Source organism: Undibacterium sp. TC9W (assembly GCF_049339865.1).
GTDB lineage: Bacteria > Pseudomonadota > Gammaproteobacteria > Burkholderiales > Burkholderiaceae_D > Undibacterium.
Genome location: NZ_JBMPPJ010000016.1, coordinates 113,666 through 131,227, shown reverse-complemented (window position 1 = coordinate 131,227; position 17,562 = coordinate 113,666). Strand labels below are relative to the sequence as shown.

At 51.5% G+C, this 17,562-nt stretch carries 17 protein-coding genes and 1 pseudogene; 12 read left to right on the top strand and 6 right to left on the bottom strand.

Going from position 1 to position 17,562, the window contains the following annotated elements; genetic code table 11:
* The 4 genes from ACO0LN_RS21295 to rpsL form a co-directional block, all read right to left on the bottom strand.
* Positions 1-233 (bottom strand): GTP-binding protein (locus ACO0LN_RS21295; protein ID WP_422977220.1); only part of this gene is annotated, 233 nt, incomplete at its 3' end.
* Positions 234-311: 78 nt separating this feature from the next.
* On the bottom strand, positions 312-2,417 hold the full coding sequence (gene fusA, locus ACO0LN_RS21290) for an elongation factor G (protein WP_422977218.1): 2,106 nt from the start codon (positions 2,415-2,417) through the stop codon (positions 312-314).
* Positions 2,418-2,545: 128 nt separating this feature from the next.
* A complete protein-coding gene (gene rpsG, locus ACO0LN_RS21285) occupies positions 2,546-3,016 on the bottom strand; it encodes a 30S ribosomal protein S7 (RefSeq protein ID WP_186957171.1) in 471 nt (156 codons plus the stop codon).
* 145 nt (positions 3,017-3,161) lie between these two features.
* On the bottom strand, positions 3,162-3,545 hold the full coding sequence (rpsL, locus tag ACO0LN_RS21280) for a 30S ribosomal protein S12 (protein WP_110258019.1): 384 nt from the start codon (positions 3,543-3,545) through the stop codon (positions 3,162-3,164).
* Positions 3,546-4,097: 552 nt separating this feature from the next.
* Between rpsL and ACO0LN_RS21275 the strand changes: the two genes are divergently transcribed.
* The 10 genes from ACO0LN_RS21275 to ACO0LN_RS21230 all read left to right on the top strand — a co-directional run bounded on the left by ACO0LN_RS21275 (position 4,098) and on the right by ACO0LN_RS21230 (position 14,179).
* A complete protein-coding gene (locus ACO0LN_RS21275; protein WP_422977216.1) occupies positions 4,098-6,041 on the top strand; it encodes a phosphoethanolamine transferase in 1,944 nt (647 codons plus the stop codon).
* A gap of 87 nt (positions 6,042-6,128) precedes the next feature.
* Positions 6,129-7,253, top strand: coding sequence for an MlaE family ABC transporter permease (locus ACO0LN_RS21270; RefSeq protein ID WP_422977214.1), 1,125 nt, complete (start codon positions 6,129-6,131; stop codon positions 7,251-7,253).
* A complete protein-coding gene (locus tag ACO0LN_RS21265) occupies positions 7,253-8,044 on the top strand; it encodes an ABC transporter ATP-binding protein (RefSeq protein WP_422977213.1) in 792 nt (263 codons plus the stop codon). Before ACO0LN_RS21270 ends, ACO0LN_RS21265 begins: the two co-directional genes overlap by 1 nt.
* Positions 8,045-8,047: 3 nt before the next feature.
* Positions 8,048-8,989, top strand: coding sequence for an MlaD family protein (locus ACO0LN_RS21260; protein ID WP_422977211.1), 942 nt, complete (start codon positions 8,048-8,050; stop codon positions 8,987-8,989).
* A gap of 10 nt (positions 8,990-8,999) precedes the next feature.
* The gene (locus tag ACO0LN_RS21255; RefSeq protein ID WP_422977209.1) at positions 9,000-9,653 is read left to right on the top strand and encodes an ABC-type transport auxiliary lipoprotein family protein; all 654 of its coding nucleotides are present in this window, start codon (positions 9,000-9,002) and stop codon (positions 9,651-9,653) included.
* Positions 9,654-9,691: 38 nt separating this feature from the next.
* Positions 9,692-10,879: a VanZ family protein gene (locus ACO0LN_RS21250; RefSeq protein ID WP_422977207.1), complete on the top strand. Its 1,188-nt coding sequence runs from the start codon at positions 9,692-9,694 to the stop codon at positions 10,877-10,879.
* Positions 10,880-10,955: 76 nt separating this feature from the next.
* Complete coding sequence (locus ACO0LN_RS21245) at positions 10,956-11,273, top strand: (2Fe-2S) ferredoxin domain-containing protein (RefSeq protein ID WP_422948937.1); 318 nt, start codon at positions 10,956-10,958, stop codon at positions 11,271-11,273.
* 13 nt (positions 11,274-11,286) lie between these two features.
* A complete protein-coding gene (locus ACO0LN_RS21240; protein ID WP_422977205.1) occupies positions 11,287-11,925 on the top strand; it encodes an alpha/beta hydrolase in 639 nt (212 codons plus the stop codon).
* Positions 11,926-12,048: 123 nt separating this feature from the next.
* Positions 12,049-13,197 carry a D-alanyl-D-alanine carboxypeptidase family protein gene (locus tag ACO0LN_RS21235; protein WP_422977203.1) on the top strand — a complete coding sequence of 383 codons (1,149 nt, stop codon included), beginning with the start codon at positions 12,049-12,051 and terminating at the stop codon, positions 13,195-13,197.
* A 133-nt stretch (positions 13,198-13,330) separates the two neighbouring features.
* On the top strand, positions 13,331-14,179 hold the full coding sequence (locus ACO0LN_RS21230; RefSeq protein WP_422977201.1) for a D-amino acid aminotransferase: 849 nt from the start codon (positions 13,331-13,333) through the stop codon (positions 14,177-14,179).
* 152 nt (positions 14,180-14,331) lie between these two features.
* On the opposite strand, the pseudogene ACO0LN_RS21225 reads toward ACO0LN_RS21230, so the two are convergent.
* A pseudogene (locus ACO0LN_RS21225) lies at positions 14,332-15,012 on the bottom strand (NADPH-dependent F420 reductase); the annotation flags it as partial.
* Positions 15,013-15,104: 92 nt separating this feature from the next.
* Here ACO0LN_RS21225 and ACO0LN_RS21220 point away from each other — a divergent pair.
* Positions 15,105-16,064: a LysR family transcriptional regulator gene (locus ACO0LN_RS21220; protein ID WP_422977199.1), complete on the top strand. Its 960-nt coding sequence runs from the start codon at positions 15,105-15,107 to the stop codon at positions 16,062-16,064.
* 105 nt (positions 16,065-16,169) lie between these two features.
* Entirely contained in the window at positions 16,170-16,451 is a 282-nt protein-coding gene (locus ACO0LN_RS21215) for a DUF493 family protein (protein ID WP_422977197.1), read from the top strand.
* Positions 16,452-16,492: 41 nt separating this feature from the next.
* Here the strand turns inward: ACO0LN_RS21215 and gcvA are convergent, their stop codons facing one another.
* Positions 16,493-17,410, bottom strand: a complete 918-nt coding sequence (gcvA, locus tag ACO0LN_RS21210) for a transcriptional regulator GcvA (RefSeq protein WP_422977195.1) — start codon at positions 17,408-17,410, stop codon at positions 16,493-16,495.
* Between the last annotated feature and the right edge of the window lie 152 nt (positions 17,411-17,562).

The following is a 17,562-nucleotide window of genomic DNA, read 5'->3' as shown; positions in this document are numbered from 1 at the left end:
GCGTAGTGACGACCAGCTGTTTCGTACTCAACGTGGGCTGTATTAATAGTAATACCGCGCGCTTTTTCTTCTGGTGCTGCATCGATCTGGTCGTATGCTTTAGCTTCGCCGCCGAATTTTTTCGACAGAACTGTTGCAATCGCTGCTGTCAGTGTGGTTTTACCGTGATCAACGTGACCAATTGTACCGACGTTGACGTGCGGCTTGGTGCGCTCGAACTTACCTTTTGCCATTTTATTCTTCCTTCAAAAAGAACGATTTATCAACAATAGAAAACCTACCCCGGCATGGGGCAGGCCTTTGATTCTTTATTACTTAGCTTTGGATGTGACGATAGCGTCAATCACGTTCTTAGGAGCTTCAGAGTAGTGCTTGAATTCCATGGAATACGTTGCACGACCTTGTGTAGCAGAACGCAGGGATGTGGAATAACCAAACATCTCGGACAAAGGCACTTCAGCTTTGATGATCTTGCCACCGCCACCAGCGATTTCGTCCATACCTTGAACCATACCGCGACGTGAAGACAGATCACCCATGACTGTACCAGCGTAGTCTTCAGGTGTTTCTACTTCAACAGCCATCATTGGTTCCAGGATAACTGGGCTTGCTTTACGGCAGCCATCTTTGAACGCCATCGAACCCGCCATACGGAAGGCGTTTTCGTTGGAGTCAACGTCATGGTAGGAACCGAAGAACAATGTGACTTTAACGTCAACCACTGGGTAGCCAGCCAATACACCGGAAGTCAGTGTTTCGCGAACACCTTTTTCAACTGCAGGGATGTATTCGCGTGGAACTGTACCGCCTTTGATCGCGTCAACGAATTCAAAGCCTTTACCTGGTTCTTGCGGTTCGATCTTCAGAACAACGTGACCGTACTGACCACGACCACCGGATTGCTTAACGAATTTACCTTCGATTTCTTCGCAAGTTTTGCGGATAGTTTCGCGGTAAGCAACTTGTGGTTTACCAACTGTCGCTTCAACGTTGAATTCACGCTTCATACGGTCAACGATAATATCCAGATGCAACTCGCCCATACCGGCGATAATTGTTTGACCAGATTCTTCGTCAGTACGTACGCGGAAAGATGGATCTTCAGCGGCCAGACGGTTCAATGCCAGACCCATTTTTTCCTGGTCAGCTTTGGTTTTTGGTTCTACAGCCTGAGAAATAACTGGCTCTGGGAATATCATGCGTTCCAGAACAACGATAGCTTTTTCGTCACACAGGGTATCACCAGTCGTTGTATCTTTCAGACCAACCACAGCAGCGATATCACCCGCCATCATTTCTTTGATTTCTTCACGTTGGTTCGCGTGCATTTGAACCAGACGGCCGATACGTTCTTTTTTCTCTTTAACAGAGTTGTAAACGCTGTCGCCAGAATTCAAAGTACCGGAATAGCAACGGATAAAGCACAATTGACCAACGAATGGATCAGTTGCGATTTTGAATGCCAGAGCAGAGAATTTCTCTGTATCTTCCGCTTTACGGACAACTGGTTCGTCATCTTCGTTCACACCAGGAACTGGTGGGATGTCCAATGGGGATGGCAGGTATTCAACAACCGCATCCAACATCGCCTGAACACCCTTGTTCTTAAATGCAGTACCGCACATCATAGGAACGATTTCAGAAGCGATAGTACGTTGACGCAAAGCAGACTTGATTTCTTCTTCAGTCAAATCACCTTCTTCAAGGTATTTGTTCATCAGATCTTCACTGGCTTCAGCAGCTGCTTCAACCATGTTTTCACGCCACTTTTGTGCGTCAGCCAACAGGTTTTCAGGGATATCACGGTATTCAAATTTCATACCTTGAGATGCTGCATCCCAAATGATCGCTTTCATCTTGACCAGATCGATAACGCCTTCGAACAGGTCTTCAGCACCGATAGGTACTTGCAGAGGAACTGGGTTGGCTTTCAGACGTGCACGCATTTGATCGTACACTTTGAAGAAGTTCGCGCCAGTACGGTCCATCTTGTTGACGAATGCCAAACGTGGGACTTTGTACTTGTTAGCCTGACGCCATACGGTTTCAGACTGAGGCTGAACGCCACCTACTGCACAGTAAACCATGCAGGCGCCATCGAGAACACGCATGGAACGCTCAACTTCAATCGTGAAGTCAACGTGACCTGGTGTATCGATGATGTTGATGTGATGTTCTGGGAAGTTGTTCGCCATGCCCTTCCAGAAACATGTCGTCGCAGCAGAAGTAATGGTAATACCACGTTCCTGCTCTTGCTCCATCCAGTCCATGGTAGCCGCGCCATCATGCACTTCACCAATTTTGTGGTTTACACCTGTGTAAAACAGTACGCGTTCTGTCGTTGTTGTTTTACCGGCATCAATGTGAGCAGAAATACCGATATTGCGGTAGCGCTCAATGGGGGTCTTACGGGCCATAGCTAATCCTAAATCTTTTAATGGACAAAACCGAGCGCATTTTTTTACAAAAATCGCGCCCGGCCTGATTCAAAATACTTGCCAGAGCCGTTGCACTAAAGACATACAACAGCTCCTTACTCTTACTCTTAGAAACGGAAGTGAGAGAAGGCCTTGTTGGCTTCAGCCATACGATGGACTTCATCACGTTTCTTCATTGCGCCGCCGCGACCTTCTGCGGCTTCGAGCAACTCACCACCCAAACGTTGTGGCATGGATTTTTCGCTACGCTTGTTAGCGGCTTCACGCAACCAACGCATAGACAAAGCCAGACGACGAACTGGGCGCACTTCTACAGGCACCTGGTAGTTCGCGCCACCAACACGGCGGGATTTAACCTCAACCAGTGGCTTGGCGTTGCTGATTGCCAGCGCAAACACTTCCAAAGGATCTTTACCAGATTTTTGTTGGATGTGATCGAATGCGCCATAGATGATGCCTTCAGCAACAGATTTCTTGCCGGACAACATCAAAACGTTTACAAATTTTGCTACTTCTACATTACCGAATTTTGGATCCGGCAGTACGTCCCGTTTCGGGACCTCACGACGACGTGGCATTTCAATTCCTTTCAATCTTCAGTTGAGCACAAAGCAACATTTTGCTTCACGCTCGCGACAGGCCATCATAACCGGTCACTTACTCGGCTCATTTCCAAACCGACACTGATCCGTAATAGTTTACGGAGATTAAATTACGAGATAATTACTTCTTAACTGCCTTAGCACGCTTAGCACCATATTTGGAGCGAGCTTGCTTACGGTCTTTAACGCCTTGAGTATCCAAAGCACCGCGAACCATATGGTAACGAACACCTGGCAAATCCTTTACACGACCACCGCGCAGCAAAACTACGCTATGTTCTTGCAAGTTATGGCCTTCACCGCCAATGTACGAAATAACTTCGAAACCATTAGTCAGGCGAACTTTGGCAACTTTACGCAAAGCCGAGTTAGGCTTTTTTGGAGTTGTCGTATAAACGCGGGTGCAAACGCCACGTTTTTGCGGGCTGTTTTCCAGCGCCGGCGATTTGCTTTTCACACGTGCAGAAACACGTGGTTGGCGAATCAGTTGATTGATGGTTGGCATCGTTTTTAATCCAACAAAATACAACGTTAAACACAAACCCGGAAACGGTTGCCCGGGAACTTAAAATCATTTTTCGGCCTGAATCCTCAGACCAACCCGACTCAGTCGCCTGCTTTTGCCTGCTTTTTAAGCATTGTCAGCCTGATAAAACCGGGCAAAACAACAATAGCAAATGCAAACCCAAAATCGAGAACTCGCAATTTTATGCTGCCTTGCGCAAGCATGTCAACGCTTTTTATTTCTACAATTCAAGCGCTTAGCTCATTTTGGGGACGTGCGAACAGCCTTTCAGGGTAGAAAATTTCAGCAGGAAATCAAGGTTTACCAGATCAGGGGAAGCACTGAATAACTTGCAGGATGCGATTGAAAGGCAAAATATGCTTAAATCTGACGTTCACTGGGTGAATATGACGTCAATATGACGCCAATCCAAAGTAAATCATTTACTATTTACGCCCTTAAACTGCCGCGTCACGCAAGACCAGGGCCTCAGCATGGATATCCCGGCTTGCCTCATGCTGCGGCCAACCCTGTTGCAAGTACAAAAACACAATGCCCGCCCTGTTTCGCCCAGCCTCGCTGTATTTATTACTCAGTTACCTGCTGATTTCCAGCCTGCCGTTTTTCCCGCTGCTGCAAGGCCAGCCTGTGGAAAAAACCTGGCATCTGCTGGCAATGGAGCTGGTGTCATGGCTGGGGTTTTGGGCCTTGCTGCAAAGGCCACGCTGGTTTCATTACCTGTTGCTGCCTGCCTTCTTTGCCGTACCTGTCGAAGTTTACCTGCGCTTATATTTTGGACAAGGCATTTCTACCCATCACCTGGGCATCATGGTGGAAACCAGTCCCAAAGAAGCGATGGAGTTCCTTGGCAATAAAGTCTGGCTGCTGTTATTACTGGTGATTGCAGTAACGGCCTGGTGGTGGAGCCTGCTACGCGTTGCAAAAACCCATAGTCACCTGGACTGGACACATCGTTCACGCTGGGCAGTATTACTGCTGTTTGTCATCGGCATCGCCACCTGGACTTATGGTGAACAGATAGGCGTTGCCAAAGCTGCACCATCTGCCAGTACTAGCGCGGCACCAACTTCAGGGGCAACTTCAAGCTCAAACGCAGCATCAAGCTCAGCCTCAACGGAAGATGAAGAAAAAGATGAGGATGAAGAGGAGGAAGCCAGTGCTTCAGCTTCTGCATCAGCGTCCTCTGTTCCAGCCGCTGATGCAGGCACACTGGCACGCTGGCATGCCAGCCTTAAAAAGGACCTGCCACCATTACCGCACTGGGCCAAAATCCCTTATGACGAAGAAATTTATATACGCAGCTGGCCATTTGGCCTGGTCTTGCGCGGCAATGATTTTTGGGTGGAGCGTGATTACCTGGCCAAACTATCAGAGAAAAGCCGGGCCTTCCGCTTTCAGGCGCATCTGGATGGCAATCCCGCAACCCCGCAAATCATCATCATGGTGATAGGTGAGTCTTCACGCTTTGACCGCTGGAGCCTGAATGGCTATGAACGTGACACCAATCCCCTGCTGAAACAAGAAAGCAATCTGGTCAGCTTCAGCGATGTGGTCACCGCGGTCTCTGCCACCCGTTTGTCGGTGCCCATTATCGTCTCGCGCAAACCGGCGGCTCAAAGCCTGAAGGCGGGATTTTCTGAAAAGTCATTTTTAACCGCGTTCAAGGAAGCTGGCTTCAAGACTTACTGGTTATCCAATCAAATGAGCTTTGGCCAGTTTGATACACCAACCTCGGTCTTCGCCAAGGAAGCTGATGTCACACAGTTTTTAAACCTTGGAGGCTTTACCAATAGCTCCAATCTTGACCAGGTCTTGCTGGAGCCGATGGCGAACGCCATTCGCGATGCCGCACCGAAAAAACTCATCGTCTTGCATACCCTGGGCAATCACTGGAACTATAGCCATCGCCATCCAAAGTCTTTTGATAACTGGAAACCGTCGTTATTCGGTGTTGTCAATCCCGCCTATACCGACCTGAAAAACAAGCAGGCCTTGAATAACAGCTATGACAACTCCATCTTGTATACAGACTGGATGCTGTCAGAAGTCATACAGAAGCTGAAAACCAGCTCGCAGATAACATCGTTAGTATATATATCTGACCATGGGCAGACCTTGTATGACGGTAGTTGCAATCTGGCTTTTCATGGCCACAATACTGATTATGAATTCCATGTGCCGGCATTCATGTGGTATTCAGATGCGTATCAGGAGCACTTCCCTGACAAGGTAGTGCAGTTGCGTTTGCACCAGAAAGCCAGGCTATCGACAGAAAACATTTTTCACAGCCTGCTGGATATGGCAAATATTCGCTACCCGGATGAAAAACTAGAGTGGAGCATACTCAGCAAGCAACTCAAGCCACATACCCGTTATGTCGATAGTTACGGCTGGACCAATTATGACAATGCCACTTTGAAAGGTGATTGCCGCGAAGTCATGGATAAAAAGACCCCTTTGGTACAAGAAAAATAAACTATTGGTATAAAAAACTGATACGAGCTGATTGCCAGGGGGCATTCATTGCAGCAAATGTACTTTCTCACTTACACTTGCAAAAATATGCCTCTTGAGATCGCGCCCACCCTGCAAATCAGTCATCAGCAACAGCCCACTGCCATCGTCGCAGGTGCCTGGCTGGTGCATGCCCTGTCACCATCTGCCACCATGCAGGAGATCAGTACTCAGTTAAGCCAGGCCGCCCGTCAGCCCGGGGTACGCTGGGATTTAAGTCAGATCAGCTCGCTCGATCACATCGGTGCACAAATGTTGTGGCGGGCCTGGGGCAAGCAAAGACCTGAACACGTCAAGATTCTACCCGCCCATGAAGGCTTGTTTGCCCGACTGGAAGAAGTCAGCAAAATCCTGGTACCGCGCCCGCCCAAGCAAAGGCTGACGCGCACCATGCTGCTCGGCACAAAAGTGCTCGGCCTGTTCCAGCATTTATATAGCTTTACTGCCCTGCTTGGCCAGCTCATGCTGGATTTGCTGCGCTTTGTCCGCCATCCCATCAAAGCACCATGGAAAGAATTGTCGGCCAACATCTATCACACCGGTACGCAGGCACTCGGCATCACAGCCCTGGTCGGCATACTGATAGGTGTGGTGTTGTCGTATCTGTCGGCGCAGCAATTACGCACCTTTGGTGGTGACCTGTATATCGTCAATATCCTCGGCATGAGTATCATCCGCGAACTCGGTCCCATGCTGGCGGCCATCCTGGTGGCTGGACGTTCTGGCTCTGCCATTACGGCGCAACTTGGTGTCATGCGGGTGACGGAAGAACTGGATGCCATGCGCGTCATGGGCATACCGCAGGGATTTCGCCTGATCATGCCCAAGGTACTGGCGCTGGCCATTGCCATGCCCCTGCTGGTGATCTGGACAGATATCATGGCATTGACAGGTGGCATGATCTCGGCCCAGGCTTTGCTGGGCATGTCACCAGAATTTTTCATCTATAAATTACCAGAGGTCGTGCCGCTGCTGAATTTCTGGATAGGCCTGTCCAAAGGCATCACCTTCGGCATACTGATCGCGCTGATCGCCTGCCACTATGGCTTGCGCATAGAACCAAATACCGAGAGCCTGGGGCGCGGCACCACCAGCTCCGTGGTGGTTGCTATCACGGTGGTCATCATCGCCGATGCCATATTCGCCATCATCTTCAGCAAGGCAGGTTACTGATGGCAAGCGAAAACATCATAGAAATCCGCGACTTGCGTACCCAGTTTGGCCGCGCCGTAGTGCATGACGGGCTGGAACTGGATGTCAAACGTGGCGAAATTCTTTCCATCGTCGGTGGTTCAGGTTCGGGCAAGACTGTGCTGATGCGGCAGATGCTGGGTCTGGAAACACCGGCGCGTGGCAGTATCAAGGTATTTGGTGAAGACTTGCATGATCCGCAGGCGCGGCATCTCAATTATTTGCGCAAGCGTTCTGGCATGCTGTTCCAGCATGGTGCCCTGTATTCTGCCCTGAGTGTATTCGACAATGTCGCCCAGCCCATGCGTGAACTGGGTACGCTACCGGAAGACCTGATCAATGATCTGGTCTATCTGAAGCTGCACATGGTCGATATTGCCTTTGAACATGCACGCAAGATGCCCGCCGACTTGTCAGGCGGCATGATCAAGCGCATTGCGCTGGCGCGTGCACTGGCACTGGACCCGGAGCTGTTATTTCTCGATGAGCCGACAGCAGGGCTGGACCCCGACCGCTCAGACAGCTTTGTTGAACTGATATTATCGCTGCATCAGCAATTGCACCTGACCGTCATCATGGTGACTCATGACCTCGACAGCCTGTTTGCCCTGTCAAGCCGGATTGCCGTGCTGGCAGAAAAGCATGTCGTTACCATAGGCGCACCGAGAGAAGTCGTGGCTTACCAACATCCATTCATACGCAGTTTCTTCCTTGGTGGGCGCGGCGAGCGCGCCATGGAAGCACTACCACCCCAAACGCATCAGGAGATATAAGCGATGGAAAACAGATCTCATGCGCTGATGGCAGGCTTTTTTACCATTGCTTTGCTGACACTCACAACCGTATTGGCCATCTGGCTGGGACGCGACAAGATCAAGCGCATACCTTACGACGTAGTCACCTCATCGGCAGTGTCCGGTTTGAATTTACAGGCCGCCGTGCGCTACAAGGGCATCAAGGTCGGCAATGTCACGGATATTGACTTTGATGACAATAATCCTGGGCAAATCATCCTGCGCCTGGAAATCATCCCCGATGCACCGGTCACCAGTTCCACCTACGCAACTTTGGGATATCAGGGCGTTACCGGCATCGCCTTCGTACAACTGGATGATGAAGGCACATCCAAACAGTTACTGGTAGCCAACCATAAACCTGACGTGGTGCCACGCATACCCATGCGCCCCGGTATGATGCAAAACCTGGAAAAACGCGGCCAGGCCATCCTGGCTCAGGCAGAAGAACTGACGCGCAGGCTCAATACCATGCTCGATCCGGCCAATCAAAAATCGCTGATGACTGCGGTAGAGAACATGGGCCAGGCCGCTACTGCATGGAAACAGTTGCCAGCCAAATTTGAACCCACGCTGGCGCGCCTGCCGGAACTTGCAGACCAGGCCAAAATGACCATGGTTGAAGTACGTACCCTGTCTGGCAATGTCGGCAAGCTCAGCAACAACCTGAATCAACTGACCACCAGCCTGCAGGCAGAAGATGGCCCGTTGGCAAAATTCAATCTGGTCATGGACAATGTAGGCAACAGCCTGATCCTGGACACCCTGCCCAAGGTACAAAGCGTGGCAGGTGATGCAAAATCCAGCCTGCGCTCTTTTGGCCGCCTGTCAGATTCACTCAAGGAAAGGCCGCAAAGCCTTTTGTTTGGCAATCCCGCACCTGCACCTGGCCCGGGCGAGCCTGGCTTTGTCGCCCCCAAGTAAAGGAATCCGTATGAGCTATCCTGCATTTTTTCGCCACTTCAGTAAAGTCGGTAACACTGGCGCGACCGCATTTTCACTATTTGCCCTCTCCTTGCTGACTTTGCTATCTGCGTGTAGCAGTAAACCAGTAGCACAACAGTCCCAGCAATATGATTTTGGCCCGCTTGCCGTGGTTGCACCCGCACAACCCAGCCCTGCGAAATTCCAGATCAGCATTGCAGAAATCAACATAGCACCGGCGCTGGACAGCAATGCCATGTTATACAGACTGCAATATGACAATGTACAGCAACTCAAGGCCTATTCCCTGCACCGCTGGAGCATGCCACCCGCGCAATTGCTGGCACAAAGGCTGAAAGCCAGATTGGTGGCGCAAGGTGCCGATGTATTGGCAAATACCGATGGTGCCGCCAACCTGCCGGTATTGCGCCTGGAGCTTGATGAGTTTTCCCAGATATTTACGACAACCAGCCAAAGCGAGGCCCAGATCAGCCTGCGCGCGTCTGTCATCAAGGGGCACAAGCTGATCGCCCAGAAAAGCTTCCAGCAAAAAGTTGCAGCAACTACTGCCGATGCACCTGGTGGTGCAAGGGCAATGCGCGAAGCTGCTGATGCCAGTATCAACGACATCCAGGCCTGGATCGTGAGCCTGCCTTTAAAATAAGCTGACAATACAAGCCTATTGCCCCTGAAACCAAGCGCATGCAGCCAGATCACAGTCAGGCACTACCAGATACACCAACTGGTGAGCCCATCAGTCCTCCAGCCAGCGAACAACTGCAAAGCTTGCGCAGCTCGCCGTTTGCCAGGGTGAGCCTGGTTGCCTATCTGTTTCTGATCATCTATGCGAGCTGGTATCCGTTTACCGGCTGGCAAACCAATAGCTGGGCAGCGCTACCTGAATTGATCAAGCAATGGCCACGTTACTGGGGTGGCTTTGATGCCGCTATCAATGTGGTGGGCTATATGCCCTTTGGCATGCTGGTGGTGTTTGCGCTTTACCCACTGGTCAGGCGCTGGTGGGCTGCCTTGCTGGCAACACTGGCCGGTGCACTGTTATCGGCTACGGCAGAAATAGTGCAAAACTTCCTGCCCAGCCGGGTGACTTCCTTACTGGATTTTTTGACGAATACCTCAGGTGCCATGCTGGGCGCGATACTGGGTGCCTTGCTGACGCCATTGATACTGGAAAAAGGCCGCCTGCAATTATTGCGCAAGCAATGGACACACAAGGAATCCAGCCGCGAAATCCTGGTATTGGGCTTGTGGACCATGGCGCAGATTTATCCCCAGGCCTATCTGTTTGGCCTGGGCCAGGTCTTGCCCGTGATTTCGCAAACCCTGAGTGAGCTGATGGATATGGATATTGATATCAGTGCCTTCCTGCTGCAGGGTTTTGAGCTCAGTGCAGAAGAGTACCTGTTATCAGAAACCATTATCACTGCCTGCAGTTGTACCGGTGCCCTGCTGATTTGCCTGAGTCTGCTGAACCGCCACGCGCCTAAAACCATTTTGTCAGTCTTGCTGCTGGGTGCCGCATTGACGATCAAGGCACTGGCAAGTGCATTACTGTTCAAACCTGAATATGCATTTGCCTGGCTGACTCCGGGCGCGCGTGGTGGTTTGCTGATCAGCATCATCATGCTGTACGGTTTTTCTTTTGCCCCGGCCCATGTACAAAAGCGCCTGGCCTTGCTGATGCTGACGATATCGCTGATCGTCATCAACCTGGTTTCGGACAATCCCTACTTTGCGGCGACGATGCAAACCTGGGTGCAGGGCAAGTTTTTGAACTTCAATGGCGCGGCGCAATTCCTGTCTTTGTTCTGGCCGTTTCTGGCGATCTGGGCGCTGCTACGCAAGCCGCGCCCGGCGGTAAAAGTCACCTGACTGAACAATTGCAGTATCATAGCGGGCAACAAGCGCCATCACCCGGTGGCGGTATCAACCGCAGGCTGGATATCTTATGTCTGAAGAACTTTATTTTCAAAAGCACGTCTTTTTTTGCCTGAATCAACGCGAAGATGGCCGTCCCTGCTGTGCAGATCGTGGTGCGCAAGCCGCCCAGGAACATGCAAAACGCCGCGTCAAACAATTGAACATGAGTGGCCAGGGCAAAATCCGCATCAATAAAGCAGGTTGCCTTGACCGTTGCGAAGAAGGCCCGGTCCTCGTGGTTTATCCACAAGGCACCTGGTATACCTTTGTCGATCAATCTGATATTGATGAAATCATTGATGTCGATCTGATAGGCGGCGGTGTCGTCGAACGTTTGAAAGTCTGAGGGTCTAATTATCATGAATGCCCAGACTGAACATTTTTCTCTCCAGGGTGCAGCAGGCAATTTGCAATGCGCGCTGGACTTGCCTGATCCTGAAACACATGCCGCCCCGATAGGCCTGGCACTGGTAGCCCACCCGCATCCGCTATACGGCGGCACCATGGACAACAAGGTCGCGCAAACCCTCGCGCGTGCCTTTACCGCACTGGGTTATGTCGCAGTACGCATGAACTTTCGTGGGGTCGATCAGTCCCAGGGTGTATATGATGCCGGGATAGGTGAAACTGACGATATGGAAATCTTGCTCAACAGCATGCGCGCACGTTTCCCGGATTTGCCCCTGGCATTGGCGGGTTTTTCATTTGGTACCTTTGTCCAGGCCCGCCTGCAACAGCGTTTGCAAGAGAATGGCAAACCAGCAGAACGCCTGGCACTGGTTGGCGCAGCGGCAGGCAAATGGGATATGCCTGCGATACCGGCAAATACCATCCTTGTGCACGGTGAGCTGGATGAAACCATCCCTCTCTCTGCCGTGCTGGACTGGCTGCGCCCGCAAGACATACCTGTCACCGTCATACCTGGTGCAGACCATTTCTTCCATCGTCGTCTGCACCATATCAAACAACATATCATCAGCATGTGGGATAAAGCCTGATGATGTCCATGAAATGTCATGAGATGTCCATGACCAGCCCCACTCTTGAGCGCATATGGCTCATGGGTCTGGTGAGCACTTGATTATTCGTTTTTTGTCACCCTTTGTTTTACTAGCTTATCAATGAAAAAATTCCTCGCCTCAATTGCCGTCTCGCTGCTGACCATCTCAGCCGCAGTCGCGCAAACCCTGCCTTCACCTACCATTGCTTCCAAAGCCTGGCTCTTGCTGGATGCTACCAGCAACCAGGTCATCGCCGCACAAGAACCCACCATGAGCGTAGAGCCAGCATCGCTGACCAAGATCATGACGGCTTACCTGGTGTTCTCTGCCCTCAAGGACAAGAAGCTGGACCTGAACCAGAGCATCAATGTTTCTACCCGCGCCTGGAAGGTTGATGGCAGCAGTTCGAAGATGTTTATCGAACCGAACAAGCCCGTCACCATCAATGAATTGCTGTATGGCCTGATCGTACAATCCGGCAATGATGCCGCCGTTGCCCTGGCTGAAGCCGTAGCCGGCAGTGAAGAAGCCTTTGTCGTGCAAATGAACCGCGAAGCAGAACGCATGGGCCTGAAAGCCACCCGCTTTGCCAATCCACATGGTTTGCCCAGCAAGGACAATTACTCAACTGCACAGGATTTGTCTAACCTGGCAGCACGCCTGATCATTGATCACCCTGAGTTCTACAAAACGTATTATTCCACCAAGAGTTATACCTACAACAAGATCACCCAGCCTAACCGCAACCGCCTGCTGATGCTTGACCCTACGGTGGATGGCATGAAAACCGGTCATACTAATGGTGGTGGCTATAGCCTGATCTCGTCCGCCAACCGCCCGAATGGCACAGGCCAGCGCCGCCTGATCTCAGTGGTCATCGGCACCGAAAGTGATTCGGTACGTGCGCAAGAAAGTTTGAAATTGCTGAACTGGGGCTACCTGAACTTTGAAACCCTGAAGCTATATGACAAAGGCCAGGCAATTGCCACACCAGAAGTCTGGAAAGGCACGCAGCCTCAGGTCAAGATAGGTTTTGACCGCGAGCTGTATATCACATTGCCAAAAGGCTCTGCCGCCAAACTCAAGCCCGCACTGGAACGCAAAGACCCGCTGGTCGCACCGATTGCATTGAACAGCAAGGTCGGCGTCATGAAAGTCATGCTCGATGGCAAGGCCGTTGCCGAAGTACCGGTGATTGCGCTGGAACAAGTCAACCAGGCCAGCATCTTTGGCCGTGCCTGGGATTCGATACGCCTGATGTTCAAGTAATTATTGAGCGGCTTGACCAGGGTTGATGTCCTCACATAAACCCTGGCTATGGCTGTATGCCGTATTTGCATAAGCGAAAACGGCTTTCCATGTAAGAATAAGTCTCTCACTTTTTTTGTCTGCCCTGCCTATCATGAACGAAGCCCTGGTCTATCTCAATGGCGAAATGACGCCCCTGTCCGAAGCCAAAATCCCGGTACTCGACCGTGGCTTTATCTTTGGTGATGGTATATATGAAGTCATCCCTGTATATGGTCGCAAGATGTTCCGTGCCGACCAGCATCTGGCACGTCTGTTCCGCAGTCTCGCTGCCATAGGCATCGCCAACCCGCACAGCAAGGAAGAGTGGCTGGCCTTGATCGCCAAGGTCATGGCTGCCCATGACGCAGACGACCAGATGGTCTATCTGCAAGTCACCCGTGGGGTTGCCAAGCGTGCCCATGCATTCCCCAAGGATGAAGTCACGCCTACGGTCTTCATCATGACCAACCCCATCGTGCTGCCAACAGCGGCAGCACGTGAAAATGGTGTTGCCTGTGTGGCTATGGAAGACAAACGCTGGCTGCGTTGCGAAATCAAATCCATTTCGCTGCTGGGCAATGTACTGGCAGCACAAAACGCTGCCGAAAACGGCGTGACTGAAAGCATACAATTCCGCGACGGTTTCCTGACCGAAGCATCGGCCTCGAATGTATGGATAGTCAAGGATGGCGTCCTCATGGGCCCGCCGAAAGACAACCTGATACTCGAAGGCATACGCTACGGTCTGATAGAAGAACTGTGTGCCGCCAACAATATCAAGCTCGAAGCCCGCCGCATCGCACGTGAAGAAGTCTTTGCAGCAGATGAGGTCATGCTCTCATCTGCCACCAAGGAAGTGCTGGCGGTGGTGAAGCTCGATGATACGGTGATAGGCGATGGCAAACCCGGTGCGGTTTATCATCAGTTGTATACGGCTTATCAGGCGGCCAAGGCGGCTTAAAAATACCGAAAATGTATTCCCTCGTAGGTTGGGCCGGGCCGCGCTAGGCTACGGGGTATCAGCCCAACACTCGGCTTTTAAATAACGTATACGTTTGTTAAGGCCCAGTGTTGGGCTGGTAAACCGTAGCCCAACCTACGATAGCAAATCTATTACGCCTTTGCCTGCCCCAACAAACTAAACCCATGCGTCCAATGCTGACGCTGGAATGCATAGCTGATCCACAACATCGCCAGCGGCTCAATCAAACGCGCTGCTGTTATATCACCCATGTCTATCGCCCCACGCCAGCCAAAATCACGCAGGAGATCTGTCACTTCCTGTTTGGCCCCTGCATCATTCCCGGCAATAAACATATCCGGCTGACCATCTGAAAATGTTGGCTGCACCATGTGCGTAAACACGATGGTATTAAAAGCCTTGACCACCCGCGCCCGCGGCAACAGTCTTTGTACCAGCTCGCCAGCAGAATCACTAAAGCCTACCGCCAGCCTGGGCGAGCCTGTAGCAAAATCCAGTAGTGGATTGACAGCATCAATGACGGTTTTGTCAGCAAAATTGGCAGGGCCAGCCAGTGCCAGACTTTCAGATAAGCCATCCCATGGCAGAGCCAGGAAAACCAGGTCGGCAGCCCTGGCCGCATCTGCATAGCTGCTGGCCTGTGCTGTTGGCACTTCTGCCAACGCCCCCTTGCTTTTATCGCTATCAGGGTTACGGGTACCAAAGATCACTTGATAACCGAGGCTGGCAAAGCCTTTAGCGATGGCAACGCCGACGATACCATTACCCAGAACTGCGACTGTCTTTGTAGCTGTTTGCATTTTGTCTCTCCTGTCTGTGTGTTGATAGGAGTGATTGTGATCTCATTGATTAATGCTGATAAGCCAGCTATTCTTATTTTCACTCACAACTTCAGGTTATGAATATGAAGCTCGATGCCTCTCAACGTATTCCCGCCATGCTGTCTTTCATACAGGCAGCAGACCGGGGCAGCTTTGCGGCTGCGGCCAGGGCGCTGCATATTTCGGCAGCAGCGGTCAGCAAGAATGTAGCTGGTCTGGAGCAAACCCTGGGTGTGCGCCTCATGAACCGCAGCACCCGCTCTTTGCAATTGACCAGTGAGGGTCAGACTTTTTTGGAAAACGCGCGTGCAGCGATAGATGCACTTGACCATGCCGTAGAAAGCGTCAGTCGCCAGCATGCAGAAGTGGTCGGCCAGGTCAGGATATCGACCGGCAATGCCTTTGGTCAGCATTATCTGCTGCCCTTGTTGCCCAAACTGCAGCAGCGCCACCCTGGCTTGCGCCTGGCGATAGACTTTGATGACCATCGCATAGACCTGGTGCGTGACGGTTATGACCTGGCCTTGCGCGGTGGCATGATAGAAGATTCCAGCATTATTTCGCGCGCAGTCTGCCCTCTACATACCATACTGGCGGCGGCGCCCTCTTACCTTGAGCAATATGGCGTGCCGCAACAAATCAGTGATCTTGACCAGCACAAGCAAATCGCCGTGCGTTTTTTGAATGGCAAGATGACGACCTGGAACCTCAAGCTCAGACAGGGCGAGATAAACCGCCCCTACCCGCGTGAGCCTGACCTGACGGTGTCAGCGCCAGAATCTGCCGTGCAGGCGGCTATCATGGGCCTGGGCATTGCCCAGGTGGCAGTTCATCATTCATGGCGTTATTTGCGCGACAACAAGCTCAAGATTGTGCTGGGCACTTTTCATGAAGCAGGCAATAGACAGATGGTATTGCAATATCCGCATCGCGCCCTGATCGCGCCCCGCGTCAAGGCGACCGTGGATTTTTTGCTGGAAGAACTGGCACAGACCGAGTCTTTGCATGTGCCTTTGGCATCGCTTGCAGCCTTTCATGCTTGAAGCAAAAGCTGGCATGTTGACATGCGGGCAGCGAGCGATGCTATTGGAATTTAATACCAAGACCCCATATACTGACATTAAGTTATTTTGAGATTTGGAAACATTATGGAAATGAGACCCATCCCCCCCGAAGAAAGTCTGATTGAATATCCTAGTGAGTTTCCCATCAAGGTCATGGGACCTATGCATGACGAGTTCACCCAGACCATGGTGGAAGTCGTGACGTCGTTTGACCCGACCTTTCATGCAGGCAAGGTAGAGATGCGCCCATCCAGCAAAGGTGCCTATATCTCGGTGACAGTGACCGTATTGGCCACCAGCCGCGAGCAACTGGATAATCTGTACCGCGCGCTGTCGTCTCACCCTATGGTGAAATTCGTACTGTAAGCAATTTTGTCTGACTGGTCACAGCCAGTCAGACACCCCCCTTATGTCAGCGCCCCTGACATGTCCATTTGCTTTTTCTCTTCGGCAACTTCTGCCAGCAACCATTCCCTGAATGCCTTGACCTGTGGTTTGGCCAGTGCCTCTGGTGGGTAGACCAGGTAATAAGCAACTTCACAAGGTATATCGATATTAAACAGGCGCTGCAACAGGCCAGCCTTGATATCCGGCTGCACAATAATATGCCTGCCCAGTGCTATTCCCTGGCCATCTACGGCGGCACGTGCCAGCATTGATGAATCCTGGAATACCAGGCCACCCGTAGGCTCCTCATTATCCAGGCCCGCTGCGCGAAACCACGGCTCCCAAGGCTCACCATCGCAGCGCAAAAGCTGCATGCTGGCCAGTTCGGCTGGTGTTTGTGGCAACTGCCCGCCATGATAATGCGGGCTGGCAACAGGGTAATAATAATCCCCCATCAATAATTCACTGATCATGCCGGGATAATTGCCCAGGCCAAAGCGTATGCCCACATCTATCGATTCCATATTGTAATCAGCCAGGTGATTACTCGACTGCAGGCTGACTTCCAGGTCAGGATGATGTTCGATAAACCGCCCCAGGCGTGGTGACAGCCAGCGTGCGGCAAATGATGGCAGCGAGGTAATGCCCAGACGCTTTTGCTTGTTGCGCTTCTTGAGCAAATCAGCAGCGTCGCCCAGATCCATCAATGCTTTTCGGATGGTCGCAGCAAACTGTTCACCATCAGGTGTGATGCTGATGCGTTTGCCATGGCGGATGAACAGGGGTACGCCCAGCTCTTCTTCCAATGCCCTGACCTGATGGCTGATCGCCCCATGGGTCAGGTGGATTTCTAGCGCAGCCTTGGAAAAATTCTGATGACGTGCCGCCGCTTCAAACGCGCGCAGAGCAGCTAGATTGGGGAGTCGTCGAAAATCCATAGTATGTAAACGGAATGTCAGCTGAGGGTGAATTTGTTATAAGCTTACTACAGTTTTACTGTGAATTATTTTAGCAAGGCATTCAAAAATTACTCGTTTTATTTTCTTGTGATGCAAGACTACAATGCTTTCATCGCAGTGCAACAAAGTGG